This is a genomic window from Streptomyces nidicola (genome assembly GCF_050106155.1).
Lineage (GTDB): Bacteria > Actinomycetota > Actinomycetes > Streptomycetales > Streptomycetaceae > Streptomyces.
This window is the reverse complement of sequence record NZ_JBNBPI010000001.1, coordinates 8,131,299-8,151,519: the sequence shown is the minus strand read 5'-3', so window position 1 is coordinate 8,151,519 and position 20,221 is coordinate 8,131,299. Positions and strand designations below refer to the sequence as shown.

Sequence of the window (20,221 nt, the reverse complement as noted above, 5' to 3'; positions counted from 1 at the left end):
ACGGTCGCGGGGTCAGGACTTGGTGGTGCGGGCGGGGCCATCGCGGCCGCCCTCCTTTCGACGTCGACACATGACGCCGTGCACACCATCGGCGGAGGTAACTCGTCCCGCAGATGAACGTAGGACACTCAATTCCGTCCTGACAAGCAAAAGTTACTGCATCTTGAGAGTCATAAATGGCGGGGAACGCGTGTACGGTGTGCAGCCATGTCCCCTTCTGCCTCCGCCCGCGCCCGGCTGTCCGTCCCCACGCTGCGGTTCCGGGACGGCGGCGGGCTGCTGTACTCCACGCTGGCCCGCCTGATCGCGTCCGGCGCCGCCGTGCACCGCGGTGACCTGGTGGAACGCGCCGGGCTCGCCCGCTCGACCGTGACCCGGCACCTGGACGCGCTGATCGAGGCCGGGGTGGTGGTCGAGGGCGGGGGCGTCGCGCGCGCGGGACGCGGCCGCCCGCCGCAGCTCCTCGCGCTCAACCCGCGGGCGGGGCTGGTCGCCGCGGCGGACATCGGGGCCCGCGATGCCCGCCTCGCCATCGCCGACCTGTCGCAGAACCCGCTGGCCACCGCCCACATACCCGTGGACCTGGCACAGGGCCCGAAGGAGGTGCTCGGCCAGGTGGAGGCGGCCCTGCGTGAGCTGCACGCCGCCGCGACCGACGACCGCGCCCCGCTGTGCGCGGTCGCGGTCGGGCTTCCGGGCCCCGTCGATCACGCCGCGGGGGCGCCCGTACGGCCGCCGATCATGCCGGGGTGGGACGGGTACCCGGTGGGCGACGCGCTCGCGGAGCGCTTCGGCTGCGCGGTGCTCGTCGACAACGACGTGAACCTGATGGCGCTCGGCGAGGCGCGCAGCCTGCCCGAGGACCAGCTCCCACTGCTGTTCGTGAAGGTGTCGACCGGCATCGGCGGCGGCCTGGTCTCGGCCGACGGCGAACTGCACCGTGGGGCGGACGGTGCGGCGGGCGACATCGGGCATCTCCCGGTCACCTCCGGTGGCGCGTCGGAGGTGGTGTGCCGGTGCGGGAAGAGCGGGTGCGTGGAGGCGGTCGCCTCGGCGGCGGTGATGATCCGCGGGCTCAACTCGGGGCGGGAGACGGCGGGTTCGGAGTTGCGTACGACCGGGGACCTGGCCCGGCTCGTGGCACACGGCGACCCCGACGCACTGCGCGTGGTGCGCGCCGGAGCGGAGCGGATCGGTGAGGTGGTGGCGCTTCTGCTGCACGTCTACAACCCGGCGCGGGTGGTGCTCGGCGGAGCCCTTGCGGGGGCGGGCGACGAGTTGCTCGCCGGGGTGCGGTCTGTGGTGTACCGGCAGGCGCTGCCGCTGGCCACGCGCAAGCTCGTGCTCGAACCGAGTGTGCTGGGCGAGCGGGCGGGATGGGTCGGCGGCACGGTTCTGGCGGTGGAACATGTGCTGTCGCCGGACGGGGTGGTGGATCTGATGGAGCGGCGCCGGGGCCCCGTGCGGGGCCGGTGAGGTGACGTCGCCGTCCGGGCACGGCGGGAAGTGGCTCACGCCGCGGGGCTCTGCCCCGGACCCCGCGGGCTCTCGTCCAGGAGCGGGGCTCAAAAATGGCCGGCGGGGCTCGAAGTGGCGCCCCCAGGGGCCCACGCATCACTGCACGCGCCCTTGACATCCCACTCCCCCGGTGTTTGATTGGCGCAAGATCGTGCACTTCGCGGCGGAGGTCTCGTCCCCCGAACCCACCCCGCCCGAAGGGAAGTTGCCCGCTCATGAGCCGCAGCGTCAACGTCGGCATTCTCGGCACCGGTTCGATCTTCCGGGCCTACGCCGCCGGCATCGCCACCCTCCCCGAGCTGACCGTCACCCGCGTCGCCGACGTCGATCTGGACCGGGCCCGCACGGCCGCGGCCGAGTTCGGCATCCCGGCCGCGGGCACCACCGAGGAACTGCTGGCCGACGACGACGTGGAGATCGTCGTCAACATCACCCCGCCCGCCGTGCACGCACCCCTCAACGACGCCGCCCTGCGCGCCGGAAAGCACGTCTACACCGAGAAGCCGCTCGCCGCGACCACCGAGCTCGCGCGCGCCAACCTCACGACCGCGACCGAGACGGGCCGCACGCTGGGCGGCGCGCCCGACACGTTCCTCGGCACCGCCGGGCAGACGGCGCGCGCCGCGATCGACGAGGGCCTGATCGGTACGCCCTTCGCCGCCACCAGCTTCGTACGATCGAGCCGGGTGCAGGCGTGGCACCCGAGCCCCGGCTTCTTCTTCCAGGCCGGCGGCGGGCCCGTCCTCGACTGGGGTCCGTACCATGTGGCCGCGCTGGTCAACCTGTTGGGCCCGGTGCGGGACGTCATGGGCGCCAACGCGATGGCCGAGAAGCAGCTGGCGGTGACGGCCCCGAAGCGCACCGTGGAGTCGGTGCCGGTGGAGGTGCCCACGCACGCCACCTCCATCCTCCGCTTCGACTCGGGGGTGCTCGCGACGGTGATGTACTCCTTCGACGTGTGGGACACCGAGCTGCCGCACGTGGAGATCTACGGCACCGGCGGCACGCTCTCCCTGCCGGACCCCAACACGTTCGACCGCCCGGTCCGCATCAAGCGCCGTGGTGACACCGAGTGGAGCGAACTCCCCGCGGTGACCGAGGCGAAGGCGCCCGCCACCGGGCCGTTCCGCGGCCTCGGCGTCCTCGACCTGGCGCGGCACCTGGACGGCGGTCCGCACCGCGCGTCCGGTGAGTTCGCCTTCCACGTGCTCGACGTCCTGGAGCGGATCTCCCTCGCGTCCCCGGAGTCCGGCGCGCTCACGGTGCTGTCGTCCGTGAAGCGGCCGGCTCCGCTGGATCGTCCCTGAAAGCCCGCGGGCCTACGGGTAGAAGTGTGTGAGTGACTCCGCCACACACGCGGGCTTCTCGGAGCCCTCCAGTTCGAAGGTGAACGCCCGCGTCATCTGCACCCCGCCCCGCGCGACCTCCGTCACCGAGGTGACGGAGGCGTGCAGGCGTACGCGGCTGCCGACCGGCACGGGAGCCGGGTAACGGACGCGGTTCACGCCGTAGTTGAGCGCCCGGCCGACGCCCTTGACCTGGAGCAGCTCGCCGAACATCGGGATGCCCCAGCTGAGCACCATGTAGCCGTGGGCGATGGTGCGACCGTACGGGCCGGAGGCGGCGCGCTCGACGTCGGTGTGGATCCACTGGTGGTCGCCGGACACGTATGCGTACGCGTCGATGAGCTCCTGGGTGATCTCTTTCCAGTCGGAGTGGCCGAGGTCGCGGCCTGCGAGGTCGAGGATCTCCGGGATGCCGTGCACGGTCAGCGGCATGGTCAGGCTCCGTTCGTGGTCGCGGTCGCGGCGACCGTGCGGGGAGCCGGAGCCGCGTCGGCGGCCAGCTCGTCGTGGTTGGGGCGCTTGAGCAGGAGCAGCATGCACCCCAGCGTCAACGCGACCTGGAACAGGGCGTAGGCGATGACCGCGGTGATGGACCCGGTCTTGTTGAGCAGGAACTGGCCGATGATCGGCGTCGTGCCGCCGAGGAGCGTGCCGCACAGCTGGTAGCAGAGCGAGATGCCGGTGTAGCGCAGATGGGCCGGGAAGCGGCTGGCGAGCATGCCGGCGAGGGCCGCGTAGTACAGGCAGTGCGGGATCGTGGCGACGGCGACACCGAGCATCGCGAGGCCGTAGTTGCCGGTGTTGATGAGGACGAACATCAGCGGCAGCAGGACCAGTTCGGGCACCAGCATGACGGTGACCGCGCGGGACCAGCTCTTCATCTTGGTGGCGAGCACGGCGCCGAAGGGCTGGACGATGACCTGCGTGATGTTGGCGACAAGGATGATCGTCAGGAAGGTGCTGCGGTCGAAGTCGAGCGAGCTGGTGGCCCAGGACAGGGCGAACGTCGACTTGAAGTACGTCGCGGACAGGCCGATCGTGCAGGCGCCGATGCCGAGGGCGATCAGACCGGGGTGGCTGCGCAGGACCTCGGTGAGCGGAAGCTTGACGACTTCCTTCTTCTCGATGAGCTTGGCCATGGCCGGGGACTCGGCGACCTTGAGGCGGACCAACAGGCCCACCAGGACGAGGACCGCGGAGGCGAGGAACGGCACGCGCCAGCCCCAGGACGCGAAGGCGTCGTCGGGCAGCTGGCTGATGGCGAGGAAGCTCAGCGTGGCCAGCGTGTTGCCGACGGGCGAGCCCTGCTGCGCGAACGCGCCGTAAAGCACCGACTTGCCCTTGGGCGCGCTCTCGGAGGCGATGAGGACGGAGCCGCCCCATTCGCCGCCGAGGCCGATGCCCTGGATCATGCGGATGCAGACCAGCAGGATCGGCGCGGCGACGCCGATGGAGGCGTAGCTCGGCAGCAGGCCGATCGCGGTGGTGGAGATGCCCATCATCAGCAGCGTGATGACGAGCGTCTTCTTGCGGCCCAGGCGGTCGCCGAAGTGACCGAAGACGATGCCGCCGATGGGGCGGGCGAGGAAGCCGACCCAGAAGGTGGCGAAGGCGACCAACGTGCCGATGGCACCGTCCAGTTCGGGGAAGAACACCTTGTCGAAGGCGAGCGCCGCCGCGGTGCCGTAGATGTAGAAGTCGAACCACTCGATGGTGGAGCCGACGAAGGCACCGAGTCCTGCTCTGTTGGCGGCTCTGGTCTCCGCACGCGAGGTGGCGGTGGACGCACTCATGGGTCGCTCCGTGAACGTCGTTGATCAAGCGGATGGGGACGGGCGGGGACTGCTCTGATGGCTGGGGAGTGGTGACGCGTGACTGGGGAGTGGTTACGCGGCGATGCGCTCGAAGACCGCGGCGAGGCCCTGGCCGCCGCCGATGCACATGGTCTCCAGGCCGTAGCGCGCCTCGCTGCGTTGCATCTCGCGGGCGAGCGTGGCGAGGATGCGGGCGCCGGTGGCACCGACGGGGTGGCCGAGGGAGACGCCGGAGCCGTTGACGTTGATGCGCTGCTCATGATCCTTCTCGCCGAGGCCCAACTCGCGGGTGCAGGCGATGACTTGGGCGGCGAACGCCTCGTTGAGCTCGATCAGGTCGAGGTCGGCGAGGGTGAGTCCGGCGCGCTCCAGGGCGGCGCGGGTCGCCGGGACGGGGCCGATGCCCATCGTCGCGGCGGGGACGCCCGCGCGGGCGAAGGAGACGAGGCGGACCAGCGGGGTGAGCCCGAGCCGTTCGGCGGTGGCGACGCTGGTGACGAGGCAGGCGGCGGCCGCGTCGTTCTGGCCGCTGGCGTTGCCCGCGGTGACGGTGGCCTCCGCGTCGGACTTGGCCATGATGGGGCGCAGCGCGGCGAGTTGCTCGGCGGTGGTGTCCGGGCGCGGGTGCTCGTCGACGCTGACGACGGTGTCACCCTTGCGGCCACGTACGGTGACGGGCACGGTCTCCGCGTCGAAGCGGCCCTCCTCGACGGCACGGGCTGCGCGCTGTTGCGAGCGCAGGGCGAGGGCGTCCTGGTCGGCGCGGCTGATGGCGTACTCGCGGCGCAGGTTCTCGGCGGTCTCGATCATGCCGCCGGGCACGGGGTGGTGGATGCCGCCCGCGGTGACCCGGCCGCGCGCGAGCGAGTCGTGCAGCTGGAGGCCGGGGCCCTTGATGCCCCAGCGGCCCTCGTGCGTGTAGTACGGGGCCGCGCTCATCACGTCGACGCCGCCGGCGATCACGACCTCGCTGAAGCCCGCCCGGATCTGCATGGCCGCGTCGAGGACGGCCTGAAGGCCGGAGCCGCAGCGGCGGTCGATCTGGGCGCCGGTGACGGAGTCGGGGAGCCCGGCGTCCAGGGCGGCGACGCGGCCGATGGCCGGGGCGTCGGAGGAGGGGTAGGCCTGCCCGAGGATCACCTCGTCGACGCGGTCAGGGTCGATTCCGGTGCGGGCGACGAGCTCGCCGACGACGCGCGCGGCGAGCGCCGCCGGCGTCTGCCGGGCGAAGGCGCCGCCGAAGCGCCCGATGGGGGTGCGCAGTGGTTCGCAGATGACGACATCGGCCTGTTCGGGCACGGCGGAACACCTTTCGGGCGGCTCAGGGAGGTGAGCCGACCATCGCACCCGACCGCTTAGTCGGTCCAATACCAAGTTTTCGATCCATCAAGACGGGTCGCGTCTCAATCGGCGCTACGGATGGCGTCTCACTCGGCGCTGCCGGGAGTCGGCAGCGCCTCCTCGCAGACCGCCAGCACCGCACGCAGAGCGGCGGAGGGGTTGTCGGCCCGCCAGGCGAGGGCGGCCTGGCGCCGGATGGGCTCTCCCGCGAGCGGCCGGTAGACGAGCCCGGTCTGCTGGATGTGCCGGACCGAGGACACCGTGAGCGTGACACCGACACCGGCCGCGACGAGCGCCAGGATCGTGTACGAGTCGGGGGCCTCCTGCACCACGCGCGGGTTGAACCCGGCGGCCTCGCAGGTCTCGACCATCGCGTCGCGGACCGTGGACCCGGCGTTCGCGGGGAAGGAGACGAAGGGCTCTTCGGCGAGGATGTCGATGGGGATCTCGTCGAGCGTGGCGAGGTGGTGGTCGGAGGGCAGCGCGCACAGCAGCTCCTCCTCGTCGATGACCCGGTGGGCCACGCCCGGCTGGGTCACCGGGAGCCGCACGAAGCCGAGGTCGAGCGAGCCGTCCGCGACCCGGTCGAGCGCGACGTTGGCGTACGTCTGGCCCTTCATGACCAGTTCGATGGCCGGGTGCGCTGCCCGCACGGCGCGGGTGAGCCGGGGCAGTGTCTCGTGGCTCGATGCGCCCGCGAAGCCGATCGTGACCCGGCCGAACTCCCCGCGCCCGGCCGCCTTCGCCGCCCGCACCGCCGTGTCGAGGTCGGCGAGCACGGTGCGTACGGGTTCGAGGAAGGACTCCCCCGCGCTGGTGAGGCGCACGGAGCGGGTGTTGCGCTCGAAGAGCTGGACGCCGAGCTCCTTCTCCAGCTGCCGGATCTGCTGGCTCAGCGGCGGCTGCGCCATCTGCAGCCGCTTGGCGGCCCGGCCGAAGTGGAGCTCCTCCGCGACGGCGGTGAACGCGGTGAGATGACGCAGCTCCACGAGCCCGCCCCCATTCATTAATCAGCGGTCTTGATCCGACCTTAATTTGGTATTGGACGGCAATCAATAGGCGCTGACACGGTAGGGCGACCAGTACGCACTCGCCGAGGAGCACCGTGGAAGCCGAGTCACCGAAGGTCATGTCGATGAAGGAGGCCATCGCCGCCTTCGTGCACGACGGCGCCACCGTCAGCATCGAGGGCTTCACCCACCTCGTTCCCACCGCCGCCGGACACGAGATCATCCGGCAGGGCCGCAGGGACCTCACGGTCGTCCGGATGACGGCGGACATCGTCGTGGACCAGATGCTCGCCGCGGGCTGCGTCTCGCGCCTCGTGTCCTCCTTCGTCGGCAACTCCTCCGCGGGTTCGCTCGGTGAGCTGCGCCGCAGGATCGAGCGGGCGGACCCGGCGCCGCTCGCCTTCGAGGAGTACAGCCACTACGGGATGATCTGCCGCTACCTGGCCGGCTCCCAGCGCCTGCCGTTCTTCCCGCTGCGCTCGTACGGCGGCAGCGACCTCCCCGGCATCAACAACGCGCTGCAGAAGGTGACTTCGCCCTACCCCGGCCCGGACGGCGAACCCGAGCAGATCTACGTGGTTCCGCCCGTGAACCCGGACGTCACGATCATCCACGCGCAGCGCGCCGACCGCCGGGGCAACACCCAGATCTGGGGTCTGACCGGCATCCAGGCCGAGGCGGTGTACGCGGCGGACAAGGCGATCGTCGTGGTCGAGGAGCTCGTCGAGGACGAGGTGGTCCGCTCGGACCCCAACCGCACGCTCGTCCCGGCCCACGCCGTGGACGCCGTCGTCGTCTGCCCGCGCGGCGCGCACCCGTCGTTCGCGCAGGGCTATTACGACCGGGACAACGCCTTCTACCGCGCCTGGTCCCACATCAGCAAGGACCCGCAGCGCCTGAAGGAATGGCTGGCGGAGTGGGTGTACGGAACGGCCGACCACGCCGAGTACGTCGCCAAGCAGGGCGAGGAGTTCTGGGAAGGCCTCGCGGTCGGCGAGGCCCTCAGCGAGCCGGTGAACTACGGACGGCGACTGTGAGCGCGACACACGACAAGGACCTGACCACCATGACTGCTGCCACGACTGCTGCTGACACGCCCGGGACCGCCGAGACGGTCACCTCTTCGGAGCTGCTCTCCGTCGTCGCCTCCCGCGAACTGGCCGCCCGCCGCACGGTGTTCGCCGGCATCGGCCTCCCCACCCTCGCCACCGAACTGGCACACCTGACGGTCGCCCCGCAGATCGAGGTCGTGTACGAGTCCGGGGTGTGCGGCGCGCACCCCTCGCACCTGCCGGAGACCATCGCGGACGCCGTGCTCATCTCGGGCGCGGAGGCGGTGCTCTCGATGCCGGCCCTGTTCGGCTGCGTGCTCCAGGGCGGGCACATCGACGTCGGTTTCCTCGGCGCCGCGCAGATCGACCGCTGGGGCAACCTCAACACCTCGGTCATCGGCGACTGGGAGAGCCCGTCGGTGCGGCTGCCGGGATCCGGCGGCGGCATCGAGGTGATGGCCAACTCCCGTGAGGTCTTCGTCGTGATGCGCCGGCACAACCCGCGCTCCTTCACCGAGACCCTGGACTTCTGCACCACGCCCGGCCCGGACCGCGCGCTCGCGGAGGGCATCCGGCCGTTGGGCGTCGGTGTCACGCGTGTCATCACCGAGCTGGGCATCCTGGCCCGCGAGGGCGTCGGCGAGGAGCTGCGACTCACCGCCGTCCACCCCGGTGTCACGGTCGAGCAGGTGAAGGAGGCGACGGGCTGGGACCTGAAGGTCGCCGACCACGTCGACACGGTGGAGCCGCCGAGCTTGGCGGAGCTGCGCCTGCTGCGCGAGGACGTCGACCCCGGCCGGGTCTATCTCCGCTGACACACCCCGACGTACCCTCCCCTGCACCCCCTCCCGAATCTGCGAAAGGTCCCAACTGCCATGCGTATCAGGATCGTCGGCGCCGGAGCCATGGGCCGCGGCATCGCCCAGTGGGCGGCGAGCGCCGGGCACACCGTCGAGCTGGGCGATGTCAGGGCGGAGGCGGTGCGGGAGGCAGTGGACTTCGTACGGTCGATGCTGGACCGCGCGGTGACCAAGGGCCGCATGACCGCCGAGGACAGCGCGGCGGCCGTGGCACGGCTGGTCCCGCTGGACGACCCCTGGGCGCCGGGCCCAGACGTGGAGCTGGTGGTCGAGGCCGTACGGGAGGACCTTGACACCAAGGCGGAGGTCTTCGGAAAGCTGGAGCAGGTGCTGCCCGCCTCCGCCGTCTTCGCGACCAACACCTCGTCCCTGTCCGTGACGCGGATCGCCGCGACGCTCGGCGATCCGTCACGCCTCGCCGGGCTGCACTTCTTCAACCCCGTTCCACTGATGCGGATCGTGGAGGTGGTTCCGGGCGCCGCCACCCGCCCCGAACTCCCGTCCCTTCTCACGGAGTTGGTCGAGAGCTGCGGGCATCGCGCGGTGACGGTGGCCGACACCCCCGGCTTCCTGGTCAACCACGCAGGCCGCGGTCTGGTGACCGAGGCGCTGGCGCTCCTGGAGGAGTCGGTGGCGCGTCCCGCGGACATCGACCGCGTGGCGCGCGACGTACTGGGGCTGCGGATGGGCCCGTTCGAGCTGATGGACCTCACCGGGCTCGATGTCACGACGGCGGTCATCGACTCGATCTGGCAGGGCTTCCGCCACGAACCCCGGCTCCGCCCGTCCTACCTCACGCCGAACCGGGTGACGGCAGGCCTGCTCGGCCGCAAGACCGGGCGGGGCTGGTACGCGTACGGTCCCGAGGCGTCGGACTCCCCCGAGGAGCCGGTGACGGGCGACGCAAACCGCCCGGTGCACGTGGCGGGCGGGGGCGAGGGCGCGGGGGCGCTGCGGGACGCGCTGGCGACGGCCGGCGCCTCCGTGGAGCACGACGGCCGCCCCTCCGCCGAGGCCCTTGTCCTCGTCCCGGTCTGGGGCACGACCGTGGCCGACGCGGTCGCCGCCCACGAACTCCCCGCTGAGCGCACGTTCGGCGTGGATCCGCTGTCCGTGACCAGCGGCCGCCGTGTGCTGTCGGTGACCCCGGCGGCCGACCCGACCGCCGCACGCGACACGCGCGCGGTACTGGCCCGCGGCGAACACACCGTCACCATCGTCCGTGACACGGCTGGTTCGGTGGCCCAGCGCCTCCTCGCCTCCGTGGTGTCGGTCGCCGCGTCGATCGCCGAGCGTGGGCTGGCCGCCCCTGCGGACATCGACCTGGCGGTGACGCTCGGCCTCGGCTACCCCACGGGACCGCTGGCCTGGGGCGACCGCGTCGGCGCCACCCGGGTGCTGGACCTTCAGCGCGCCCTGCACACCACCACGGGCGATCCCCGCCACCGCCCGAGCCGCTGGCTCACCGAACGCGCCCAGCTGGGCCTGCCGTTGACCCACCCGGGCACGACGCCCGAGGACTGTCTCGGCCTCGTCTGAGCCGGCGGGCGCCGCCCGGCCTCGTCACCAGTCGTGCACGCCCCCGTCCCGCAGCCGGTTCACCGGCAGGTACTTGCGCTCGTACGGGAACTTCTCGGCGGCCTTCTCGTCGAACTCGACGCCGATGCCGGGGCGGTCGCCGGGGTGCATCAGGCCGTCCTCGAAGGTCCAGGACGTGTGGAACACCTCCTCGTAGCCGGGGAGGTGGGCCATGTACTCCTGCATGCCGAAGTTCGGGATCGCCAGGTCGAGGTGGAGCGCGGCGGCGAACGACGCCGGGGAGAGGTCGCCCGCGCCGTGCGAACCGGAGCGCACCCCGTACAGCTCGGCGAGCGAGAAGATCCGGCGCAGGTGTGTGATGCCGCCCGCGTGGGAGACGGAGGCGCGGATGTAATCGATCAGCCGGTTGGTGATGAGGTGCTGGCAGTCCCAGATCGAGTTGAAGATCTCGCCGACCGCGAGCGGCGTCGTGGTGTGCTGCCGGATGAGCCGGAAGGCCTCCTGGTCCTCGGCCGGCGTCGGGTCCTCGATCCAGAACATGCGGTACGGCTCGAGGGACTTGCCGAGCCGGCCGGCCTCGATCGGGGAGAGCCGGTGGTGCACGTCGTGCAGCAGGTGGAAGCCGTAGCCGAACTCCTCGCGAACGGCGGCCATGTACTGGGGCACGAAGTCCAGGTAGGCGCCGGTGTCCCAGACCTCCTCGGTCGGCAGGTTGCCGTCGGCGGGCTCGTAGGTGTCCCCGTCGCCCTTGCGCATGCCGTAGACGCGCTCCAGGCCGGGCACCGCCGCCTGGGCGCGGACCGCGCGGAAGCCCTTGTCGCGGAACCGCCGTACGTCGTCGAGGAGTTCGGGGATGGTGTTGCCGCTGGCGTGGCCGTAGACGGTGACACCGTCGCGGGCTGCGCCGCCGAGCAGCTGGTAGACGGGGAGGCCCGCGACCTTCCCCTTGATGTCCCAGAGCGCAACGTCGACGGCGGCTATCGCGGTCATGGTGACAGGGCCGCGCCGCCAGTAGGCGCCCTTGTAGAGGTACTGCCACAGGTGCTCGATGCGGGCCGGGTCCTTGCCGATGAGCGTGGGGCAGACGTGGTCGCGCAGGTAGGAGGCGACAGCCAGTTCCCGGCCGTTGAGGGTGGCGTCGCCGATGCCGGTGACACCGTCGGAGGTGGTGATCTTCAGGGTGACGTAGTTGCGGCCGGGGCAGGTGACGAAGACCTCGGCGGCGGTGATGGTGGAGGACATGCGGTCCCGTTCTCTCGGGGAGTGGCTTCGTTGGATGGTGTGTCAGTCGCGGGCGGCGGCCCGCAGGGCGGCTTCGGCCCCGTGCGCGTCCAGAATCCGTGCGAACTCGGCGACGGTGTTCGCGAACTGCTCATGCTGTGCGGCCTCTTGGGGCAGCAGTCCACCTTCGGCGAGCAGCAGGCGGGCCTTCCCGTCGGGGCCGTTCGCGCGCGACGCCAGTTCGGTCAGCCGGGCACGGGCGCCGTCGTGGACGGTGCCCAGGCTCCGCTCGTCGTACGCGTCGTCGGCCGTGATCACCCGTACGTACGCGGCGAATCCGAGCGCAAGGACGCGCGGCACGCGTCCGGCGGCCAGTGACTCGGTGAGGGGTCCGGCCCAGCGCACGGGGATCTTCAGCGAGCCGTCGGAGCCGACCTGGGCGGTGCGGTGGCCGAGCGCCGGGTTGGCGAAGCGGTCGAGGAGTTCGTCGATGTACGTCCCGCCGGGCATGCCGTCCGGCTCGGGGACGGTCGGCAAGATCTCCTCACGCATCGCGAACTCGACGACCCCGCCGAGAAGTTCGTCGCCCACCGCCTGGTCGATGGAGCGGTGGCCGCGCAGCAGTCCGAGGTAGGCGAGCAGGGAGTGCGCTCCGTTGAGGAGACGCAGCTTCATCAGCTCGTACGGGCCGACGTCCTTGGTGAACACCGCGCCCGCCTGCTCCCACGCGGGCCGTCCCGCGCGGAAGTCGTCCTGCATCACCCACAGTTTGTACGGCTCGGCGGGCACCGGCACGGTGTCGCGGACGCCGAAAGCGCGGGCGGCCAGGGCGCGGTGCTCGTCGGTGGTGGCGGGCGCGATCCGGTCGACCATGCCGTTCGGCGTCGACACCGAGGCATCGACGTACGCCTGGAGGTCGTCGCGCTCGGCGACGGGCAGCGCGGCGATGAACTCGCCGAGCAGGGACCGGAGTCGGGCCCCGTTGTCCATGAGGTTGTCGCAGCTGAGGAGCGTCACGGGCGGGGCGCCGGCCCGGACCCGCTGTTGCAGGCCGCGGGCGATCAGGCCGAGCGCGGTGCGCGGGGTACCGCCCGCGAGGTCGGCGCGGACGAGCGGGTCGTCGAGATCGAGGCGGCCGTCCGCGCCGAACGTGTAGCCCTTCTCCGTGACGGTGAGGGAGACGATGCGGGTGGTGTCCGCGCCGATGGCGGCGACGACGTCCGCGCCCTGTCCGTCGGCGACCAGGCCCGTGTGGTGCACGCCGGGGACACTCGCGGCGACGGCGCCGTCGCGGTGCAGGGTGAGCACGGTGTAGAGGCCGTCCTGCGCGGCCATGCCCTCGATCACCGGCCGGGGCCGGTTGCCGGGCGTGGTGGACACACCGGTGATCCCCCACGGTCCGTCGGTGTGCCGCAGCGCGTCGGCGGTGTACACGGCCTGGTGGGCGCGGTGGAAGTTGCCGAGGCCGAGGTGGACGATGCCGGACTCGGGTGTCAGCGGCGGCAGTCTGAGGCCTGCCACCGGGAGCGCGGCCCGGGTCAGGCGCGGCGCCGCGCGGTGCTGGGCGGCGGTCACGCGTCCACCTCGCCGGGTGTGACGAGCACCTTCATCTGGGTGCGGTCGGTGAGCGCGGTGTGCAGCGCCTCGTCCGCCCGCTCCAGCGGGAACTCGGCGGTGACCAGCTCGTCGAGGCGCACGCGACCGGACCCGGCGAGGCGCACGGCGGCCGCGAAGTCCCCGGCGGCGTACCGGAAGGAGGTGACCAGGGACATCTCCTGGCGCTGCATCCACGCCAGCGGCAGTTCGGTCTCCGGACGGTTCGGGTTGCCGACGACGACGGCGGTGCCGCCGGGGCGCAGCGCGCGGATCCCGGAGACCAGGGCGGGGCCGACGCCGGAGCAGTCCAGGACGGTGTCGTAGCCGTCCGGGTCGGCGAGTTGGTGTGTCCGGTCGGGGTCGGGGGTGAGCGCGGTCGCGTCCACGGTCCCGGCGCCGAGCCGGGCCGCGAACTCGCGCCGCGCCGGGGCCACGTCGGACACGGTCACCAGGGCTCCGCACGCTGCGGCGACCTGGGCCACGAGCACGCCGATCGGCCCGGCGCCGGTGACCAGGACCCGCTCGCCGGGCGCGACACCGGCGCGCCGCACGGCGTGCACGGCGACCGCGAGGGGTTCGACGAGCGCGCCCAGCTTCACGTCCATGCCCTCGGGCAGCGGGTGCACGAAGTCCCTTGGTACGGCGATGAGTTCGGTCAGGGCGCCGTTCGTGGGCGGCGAGCCGAAGCAGGTGCCCTTCGGGCACAGGTTGTAACGCCCGGCCCGGCAGAGGGTGCAGCGCCCGCAGGGGTGGGCCGGCTCGACCGCGACGGGCGTGCCGTGCGGCAGGCCTTCGGCGCCCGCGCCGTGGCCGACGACGAACCCGGCCGGTTCGTGGCCGAGGACGGTCGGCTGCCGCAACACGTTGGGCCCGTTCTCGCCGTGCTCGTAGTAGTGCAGATCGGAGCCGCACAGGCCGACGGCGCGCACGGCGACAAGTACCTCACCATCGCCCGGCTCGGGCACCGGACGGTCCTCTACGCGCAGGTCCTTGGGTCCGTGCAGCACGGCGGCGCGGTGCGTGGTGGTGGTCACGGGGCGCTCCTTCCTCTCGTACGAAAAGTCTTGCAGGCGGTCTCAGGCCCGCACCGGCAGCGGTTCGACGCGCTTGATGACGAACGCGTAGGTCAGGGCGCCGACGATCGACAGGGCGCCGGAGACGAGCAGCGGCACCAGGTACGAGCCGCCGGAGGCCGCCAGCAGGAAGCCGGTGACGATCGGGCCGAGGGCGCCGGCGACGTTCGAGGCGAAGTTCTGGATGCCGGCGAGGGACGCGACATGGCCCGAGGTGGGCGCGACGTCGGCGGGCAGCGAGGCCACGGACGCGGTGGCGAAGGTCAGCGAGGCGTAGCTCAGGGAGAGCAGCGCCAGTGCGCCGGACGCGGTCGGCACGACGACGGCGAGCGCGATGACGGACGAGCACAAGGTGCCGGAGATCAGGCAGGTCTTGCGGACCTTGGTGGTGGACCAGCCCTTGCGCAGCAGCCGGTCCGCCGTGTAGCCGCCGAGCAGCGAGCCCACGATGGCGACGAGGCCGGGGACGGTGCCGAAGAAGCCGAGCGAGAGGAGGTCGAAGCCGCGCTCGTCGACGAGGTAGCTGGGGAACCAGGTGATGAAGAAGTAGATGACGTAGTTGAGGCAGAAGAAGCCGAACATCATGCCCCAGACCGTCCGGTACCGGAACAGGTCCCGCCAGCGCACCTTGGGCGCACTGTCCTCCTCGGCCGGTGTCTCCTCGATGCGGGCGCCGCCGGCCTCGATGTACTCGCGCTCCTCGGCGCTGAGCTTCGGGTGGTCGGCGGGCTCGTGGTACAGCCGCCACCAGCCGATGATCCACAGGAAGCCGAGCAGTCCGCAGACGACGAAGGCGATCCGCCAGTGGAAGGCCGAGACCAGCATCGTGACGAGCGGCAGGGCGATGGCGGTGCCGACGCGGGCGCCGTTGTCCCACACGCTGTTGGCGAGGGTGCGCTCGTGCCGCGGGAACCAGCGCGAGACGGCCTTCGCGGGCGCCGGGTAGCCGGCGGCCTCGCCCGCGCCGAGCAGCATCCGCGCCCCGACGAGCGAGCCGACGCCGCGCACCAGGCCCATGCAGATGGTGGCCACCGACCACCAGATCGCGCCGAGCGCGAAGACCCGCTTCACGCCGTACTTGTCGAGCAGCGCGCCGGCGGGCAGCTGGCAGATCGCGTACGTCAGGAAGAACGCGCTGAGGACGAAGCCCTGGGTCTCGGGGCCTATGTGCAGGTCCTTGGACATGGTGGGCAGCGCGACGCTGAGCGTGGAGCGGTCGAGGTAGTTGACCGCGAGGCCGCCGAAACAGAGCACGGCGATGCCCCAGCGGACGTTCTTGCCGCGGCCGCGGGGCCGGGGTGGCGGGGTCGTGCCGGACGGCGTCGTCACCTCGGTGTCGGTGACGGGATGGCTGGTCATCATTGACCTCCGGTCGGAAGCGGGCTCGTCATTTTCTACCTGGGCGACCGCTTACATACAAGGCTTGTATGTAAGAATTTCCGCAGCTGAGGTGAGAGGGTGACGGCATGCGGGACGAGCAGCGGCGAAGCGACAGGGCGACACGGCGCACGGTGGAGGCCGTGACACCCAAGGAGTCCAACCGGGTACGTGTGCACGCGCTGCTGCGCTCCCGGATCACGTCTCTCGAACTGCCGCCGGGCGCCCCGCTGTCGGAGAACGAGCTCGCCGCGGAGCTCGACGTCAGCCGCACGCCGGTGCGCGAGGCGCTGATCCTGCTGGGCGAGGAGTCGCTGGTCGACATCTTCCCGAAGCTCGGCACGTTCGTGTCACGGATCAGCGTCGACGCCGTCCTCGAAGCGCAGTTCATGCGCGAGGCGCTCGAACTGGCCGCGCTGCGCGAGGCGGTGAAGCGGGCCGACGACGAGGACATCGCGGCGCTGCGCGCGAACCTCGACGCTCAGCGCGCCGCGTTCGAGGCGGCGGACGACGATCTGTTCTTCGAGCAGGACGAGGCGTTCCACCGCCGGCTGATGGAGGCCAGCGGCCACCGCACACTGTGGCGCACGGTGACCACGGCCAAGGCCCACCTCGACCGCGCCCGCCGGCTGAGCCTGCCGCTGCCGCGCCGCATCGAGCACCTCATCGACGAGCACCGGGCGGTGGTCGACGCCCTGGAACTGCGCGACGCGGCGCGGGCCGAGCAGGCGCTGCGCGGTCACCTCCAAGGCGTGTTCGACGACATCGGCACCATCCAGGCCGAGCGCCCCGAACTCTTCGTGGAAACCGGGGAGTTGCCCCCGCCCAGCAGGCCCCGCGCCCACCCCGGCCTGCGCGCCTGAGCACTCCGGCCGGGCACCTCGACGGGCCCCTCAGGCGGAGCGCCTCAGCCCGTCCAAGGTGAGGTCGAGGAGCCGCTCGGCCTGGGCGCGCTGTTCGGGCCCGGCGGAGGTGAGGGCGATCCCGGCGAGGGCCGCGAAGATGTCACCCGTGGGGATGTCGGAGCGGATCGCTCCCGCGCGCCTGCAGGCGTCCATCAGCTCGGCGATGGACGCCTCGATCATGTCCCGGCTGTGCCCGTACGGATTTCCGCCCTCGGCCGCCATGGCGCGCAGGGCGTCGGCCATGCCGTGCTTGGCGCTCGCGTAGTCCATGAAGCGGCGGGTCCACGCGCGCAGGGCCTCGAACGGCGGGTGCGCCGCGAGCAGCTCGGTGGCGGCCTCGCACACCTGGGCCACCTCGTTGCGATAGGCCGCTTCGATCAGGGCCTCGCGGGTCGGGAAGTTCCGGTACAGCGTCGCGCTGCCGACGCCCGCGACCTTGGCGATGTGCTCCATGCGCGCGTCGAGGCCGTCCTCGGTGAACACGCGCACCGCGGCGGCCAGAATCTTCTCCCTGTTGCGTCGCGCGTCCGCCCTGAGCGGCCGCTCCGCGCCTCGGTCCATCACCGGTTCCCTTCGTACCCACTTGCTAAGTGGAGGCTACCCCACTTACGGTCTCCCCATCAGTCTAAGTGGGGACTCCCCCACTTAGACTCCTGAGGCACGGCCCCGGCCTGCCCACACCCACCCCCTGGGAAGGACCACCCATGTCGGGAATCGAAGGCAAAGTCGTGGCGATCACGGGCGCCGGCAGCGGTATCGGCGAGGCCACGGCCCTGCTGCTCGCGGAGCGCGGCGCGAAGGTCGTCCTCGGTGCGCGCCGCACCGAGCGCCTGGAGGATCTGGCGGGCCGCATCGAGAAGTCCGGCGGCCAAGTCGCTTGGATCCGCACTGACGTGACGGTCCGCCAGGACCTCGCGTCACTCGTGGAGTTGGCGCGCAGCCGCTTCGGCAGGCTCGACGCGCTCGTCAGCAACGCGGGCATCGGGCCGATCTCCCCACTGGACGACCTGCGCGTCGAGGACTGGGAGAACATGATCGACGTCAACTTCAAGGGCGTGCTGTACGGGATCGCGGCCGCGCTGCCGGTCTTCCGGGAGCAGGGCTCGGGGCACTTCGTCAACGTCGTCTCCACCGCCGGGCTGCGGATCGTCCCGACACAGGCGGTGTACGCGGCCACCAAGAACGCCGTGCGCACCCTCTCCGAAGGCCTGCGCCAGGAGGCCGGTGACAGCCTGCGGGTCACGGTCGTCTCGCCGGGCATCACCCGCACGGAGTTCGCGGACCACATGGCGCCGGAGGTGAAGGACCGGATCGCCTCGTCCATGGGCGACATCGGCATCCCGCCGGAGTCCATCGCGCGCGCCATCGCCTTCGCGGTCGAGCAGCCGGCCAACGTCGACGTCGGCGACATCGTGGTCCGGCCGACGGCGCAGGGGTAGGGCTTGGCGGAGTCGTAGAGGCAGAGGCGCCGAGCATTCTTCGTTCGACCGTTCCCGCCTCCTGTTAGCGTGCGCCGATGGACGCACTGGAGCTCGCCACCTGGCCGCCGGAGCCGATCAGGACCGAGAGGCTCGTGCTCCGCGGGTCCGAGGCCCGGGACCGGGCGGCGTTCGTCGAGTTGCTCGCCTCGCCGGAGGTGCACACCTACCTCGGCGGCCCCCGGCCGCGCGACGTACTCGCGCGCGAGTTGCCCGCGGTGCCCGAGCGGTGGCCCGGGAGCTTCGTCGTCGAGCTCGACGGGTCGATGATCGGCCAGCTCCTGCTCCGGAGGGCGCCGGCAGACCAACGCCCGGCCGCCGCGGGCAAGGCCGACCTCGGCTATCTGTTCCTGCCGCGCGCCTGGGGCCTCGGGTACGCGTCCGAAGCGTGCGCGGCGGCGCTCGACTGGCTCGCCGGCGCCCTTCCCGGCGAACCGGTGGTGCTCACCACCCAGACCGCCAACACCGGCTCGATGCGCCTGGCGGCCAAGCTGGGCTTCACCGAGGTCGAGCGGTTCGAGGCGTGGGACGCCGAGCAGTGGCTCGGCATGCGGGCTCCGGTCACGGCGTCCGACTGAGGCCCCTCCCCCGACCACCCCGCGCAACTCGTCATCCGTGTCAAGGGGGTTGACCCCGTTCCGCTTCCTGCTTACGGTGCTCGCACCCCGAAGGTATATCGATATACCAAAGCGACAGGAGGCGTCCCGCCTTGCGCTCCCCGATGAATCGACGCGGCTTCATGGCTCTGGGTGCGGGCCTTGCGGCGGTGCCCGCGCTCAGTGCGTGCGGCGCGTTCTCTGCCTACGGCTCGGACCCCGACACCCTGGTGATCCACAGCCAGATGGGCGGGAACGCGCCCGGTTCCCCCACGTTCCGCGCGGTCGTGAACCAGTTCCGCAAGGAGAACCCGGACATCACCGTGAAGAACCTCATCAACGGTGACGACCTCGGGCAGGTCTACGAGACCTCGCGGCTCGCGCGCGCCGAGGCCGATGTCGTGATGGTCAACCTCTACGACAAGACGCTGTCGTGGACCGAGGTCGGCGCCACCGTTCCGGTCGGCGGCTATCTCGACGACTGGGGGCTGCGCGAGCGGATCATCCCCAAGGCCGTCACCGAGTGGACCGACACCGAGGGCCGGCTGCGCGCCTTCCCGTACATCGGGACGAACTGGCCGATCGCCTTCAACCACGCGCTCCTTGAGCGCGCCGGGGTCGACACACCGCCGGCCACGTCCGACGAACTCATCGCCGCGGCCAAGAAGTTGCGCGGCAAGGGCATCGCACCGTTCACCGTGGGTGGCAACGACTGGACGGGGCAGAAGCTGCTCGCCCAGATCATCCAGACGTTCCTGACGCCGGCCGAGGCACGGCACCTGTACCGCACGGGCGACTTCAGCGGCTCGCGCGGCGCGCAGGAGGGCATCGGGTACTTCGTGGATCTGCGCGACGCCGGGGTGTTCGCCGACAAGGCGCAGGGGCTCACATCCGACGCGATGACGACGCAGTTCAACACCGGGCACGCGGCCATGCAGTCGGCGATGTCCTCGGCTCTCGCCAGCGTGCCGGACAACGTTGTCAAGACCACGTCGGTCGGCGGCTTCCCGCTCGCGGACGGCGCCGCGCAGAAGAAGCCGACCATCCTGCGCACGTACACCGTCTCCGGCTTCTGGGTCAGCCCGAACGGGGTGAAGAAGATCGAGACGGTCGAACGGTTCATCCGGTTCATGTACCGGCCCGAGGTCGTGGACCGGTTCGTCACCGAGGGCGGCCGCGACATGTCGGTGGTCACCGACGCGCTCAGCACGGACTTCCCGCTGGTGGCGAAGGCGCAGCAACTCGGCGACTCCGTCGGCCAGGTGGTGCTGCCGGACCAGTACATCCCGGCCGCCGCCGCGCAGCCGCTGATCCAGGCGACGTCGACCGCCTTCACCCCCGGTACCTCTGCGCGCGCCATCCGTACGGCGCTGGAATCCGCGTACCGCTCCGCCTGAGCCCGCTGTGGAGAACACCGAGAGCGCCGAGAACGCCGAACCCGTTGAGAACGCCGCGAACGCCGAGCCCGCTGAGAACGCCGAGAACGGAAGTCGAC

The 20,221-nt window shown here is 71.5% G+C and carries 18 protein-coding genes; 9 read left to right on the top strand and 9 right to left on the bottom strand.

Translation table 11 applies throughout. The features are described from left to right. The first annotated feature begins 207 nt into the window (after positions 1 to 207). Both ACOKM3_RS36810 and ACOKM3_RS36805 read left to right on the top strand, forming a co-directional pair. The gene (locus tag ACOKM3_RS36810; protein ID WP_426905595.1) at positions 208 to 1,476 is read left to right on the top strand and encodes an ROK family protein; all 1,269 of its coding nucleotides are present in this window, start codon (positions 208 to 210) and stop codon (positions 1,474 to 1,476) included. Between the two features lie 257 nt (positions 1,477 to 1,733). Then, positions 1,734 to 2,825 carry a Gfo/Idh/MocA family protein gene (locus ACOKM3_RS36805; RefSeq protein WP_426905593.1) on the top strand — a complete coding sequence of 364 codons (1,092 nt, stop codon included), beginning with the start codon at positions 1,734 to 1,736 and terminating at the stop codon, positions 2,823 to 2,825. Between the two features lie 12 nt (positions 2,826 to 2,837). On the opposite strand, the gene ACOKM3_RS36800 is transcribed toward ACOKM3_RS36805, so the two are convergent. The 4 genes from ACOKM3_RS36800 to ACOKM3_RS36785 form a co-directional block, all read right to left on the bottom strand. After that, complete coding sequence (locus ACOKM3_RS36800; RefSeq protein ID WP_327654448.1) at positions 2,838 to 3,296, bottom strand: MaoC family dehydratase; 459 nt, start codon at positions 3,294 to 3,296, stop codon at positions 2,838 to 2,840. A 2-nt stretch (positions 3,297 to 3,298) separates the two neighbouring features. Continuing rightward, a complete protein-coding gene (locus tag ACOKM3_RS36795; protein ID WP_426905592.1) occupies positions 3,299 to 4,657 on the bottom strand; it encodes an MFS transporter in 1,359 nt (452 codons plus the stop codon). 93 nt (positions 4,658 to 4,750) lie between these two features. Beyond that, a complete protein-coding gene (locus ACOKM3_RS36790; RefSeq protein ID WP_426905591.1) occupies positions 4,751 to 5,977 on the bottom strand; it encodes an acetyl-CoA C-acetyltransferase in 1,227 nt (408 codons plus the stop codon). 128 nt (positions 5,978 to 6,105) lie between these two features. Next, on the bottom strand, positions 6,106 to 7,008 hold the full coding sequence (locus tag ACOKM3_RS36785) for a LysR family transcriptional regulator (RefSeq protein ID WP_426905590.1): 903 nt from the start codon (positions 7,006 to 7,008) through the stop codon (positions 6,106 to 6,108). Positions 7,009 to 7,148: 140 nt separating this feature from the next. On the opposite strand from ACOKM3_RS36785, the gene ACOKM3_RS36780 reads away from it, so the two are divergent. Genes ACOKM3_RS36780 through ACOKM3_RS36770 form a run of 3 tightly spaced genes read left to right on the top strand, consistent with a single transcriptional unit; the run spans position 7,149 to position 10,480 of the window. Then, positions 7,149 to 8,066: a CoA transferase subunit A gene (locus tag ACOKM3_RS36780; RefSeq protein ID WP_426906986.1), complete on the top strand. Its 918-nt coding sequence runs from the start codon at positions 7,149 to 7,151 to the stop codon at positions 8,064 to 8,066. 29 nt (positions 8,067 to 8,095) lie between these two features. Continuing rightward, positions 8,096 to 8,896, top strand: a complete 801-nt coding sequence (locus ACOKM3_RS36775; protein WP_426905589.1) for a CoA-transferase subunit beta — start codon at positions 8,096 to 8,098, stop codon at positions 8,894 to 8,896. Positions 8,897 to 8,956: 60 nt separating this feature from the next. Beyond that, entirely contained in the window at positions 8,957 to 10,480 is a 1,524-nt protein-coding gene (locus ACOKM3_RS36770; protein WP_426905588.1) for a 3-hydroxyacyl-CoA dehydrogenase, read from the top strand. Positions 10,481 to 10,504: 24 nt separating this feature from the next. On the opposite strand, the gene manD is transcribed toward ACOKM3_RS36770, so the two are convergent. From manD to ACOKM3_RS36750, 4 genes are read right to left on the bottom strand one after another with little or no spacing between them, the layout of a single operon-like run. Then, a complete protein-coding gene (gene manD, locus ACOKM3_RS36765) occupies positions 10,505 to 11,722 on the bottom strand; it encodes a D-mannonate dehydratase ManD (protein WP_426905587.1) in 1,218 nt (405 codons plus the stop codon). Between the two features lie 42 nt (positions 11,723 to 11,764). After that, entirely contained in the window at positions 11,765 to 13,276 is a 1,512-nt protein-coding gene (locus ACOKM3_RS36760) for a mannitol dehydrogenase family protein (protein WP_426905586.1), read from the bottom strand. After that, positions 13,273 to 14,331, bottom strand: a complete 1,059-nt coding sequence (locus tag ACOKM3_RS36755; protein ID WP_426905585.1) for an NAD(P)-dependent alcohol dehydrogenase — start codon at positions 14,329 to 14,331, stop codon at positions 13,273 to 13,275. The genes ACOKM3_RS36760 and ACOKM3_RS36755 overlap by 4 nt, the downstream gene beginning before the upstream one ends. Before the next feature lie 42 nt (positions 14,332 to 14,373). Beyond that, complete coding sequence (locus ACOKM3_RS36750) at positions 14,374 to 15,729, bottom strand: MFS transporter (protein ID WP_426905584.1); 1,356 nt, start codon at positions 15,727 to 15,729, stop codon at positions 14,374 to 14,376. A 107-nt stretch (positions 15,730 to 15,836) separates the two neighbouring features. Here ACOKM3_RS36750 and ACOKM3_RS36745 point away from each other — a divergent pair, with 107 nt between their 5' ends. Next, on the top strand, positions 15,837 to 16,610 hold the full coding sequence (locus tag ACOKM3_RS36745) for a GntR family transcriptional regulator (protein WP_267071743.1): 774 nt from the start codon (positions 15,837 to 15,839) through the stop codon (positions 16,608 to 16,610). Between the two features lie 30 nt (positions 16,611 to 16,640). Here ACOKM3_RS36745 and ACOKM3_RS36740 read toward each other — a convergent pair whose 3' ends face one another. Further along, positions 16,641 to 17,213, bottom strand: a complete 573-nt coding sequence (locus ACOKM3_RS36740; protein WP_426905583.1) for a TetR/AcrR family transcriptional regulator — start codon at positions 17,211 to 17,213, stop codon at positions 16,641 to 16,643. A 143-nt stretch (positions 17,214 to 17,356) separates the two neighbouring features. Here ACOKM3_RS36740 and ACOKM3_RS36735 point away from each other — a divergent pair, with 143 nt between their 5' ends. The 3 genes from ACOKM3_RS36735 (at position 17,357) to ACOKM3_RS36725 (ending at position 20,123) form a co-directional block, all read left to right on the top strand. Next, the gene (locus ACOKM3_RS36735; protein WP_426905582.1) at positions 17,357 to 18,091 is read left to right on the top strand and encodes an SDR family oxidoreductase; all 735 of its coding nucleotides are present in this window, start codon (positions 17,357 to 17,359) and stop codon (positions 18,089 to 18,091) included. Between the two features lie 77 nt (positions 18,092 to 18,168). Beyond that, positions 18,169 to 18,708, top strand: coding sequence for a GNAT family N-acetyltransferase (locus ACOKM3_RS36730; protein ID WP_426905581.1), 540 nt, complete (start codon positions 18,169 to 18,171; stop codon positions 18,706 to 18,708). Between the two features lie 131 nt (positions 18,709 to 18,839). Continuing rightward, the gene (locus ACOKM3_RS36725) at positions 18,840 to 20,123 is read left to right on the top strand and encodes an ABC transporter substrate-binding protein (RefSeq protein ID WP_426905580.1); all 1,284 of its coding nucleotides are present in this window, start codon (positions 18,840 to 18,842) and stop codon (positions 20,121 to 20,123) included. Positions 20,124 to 20,221: the final 98 nt, after the last annotated feature.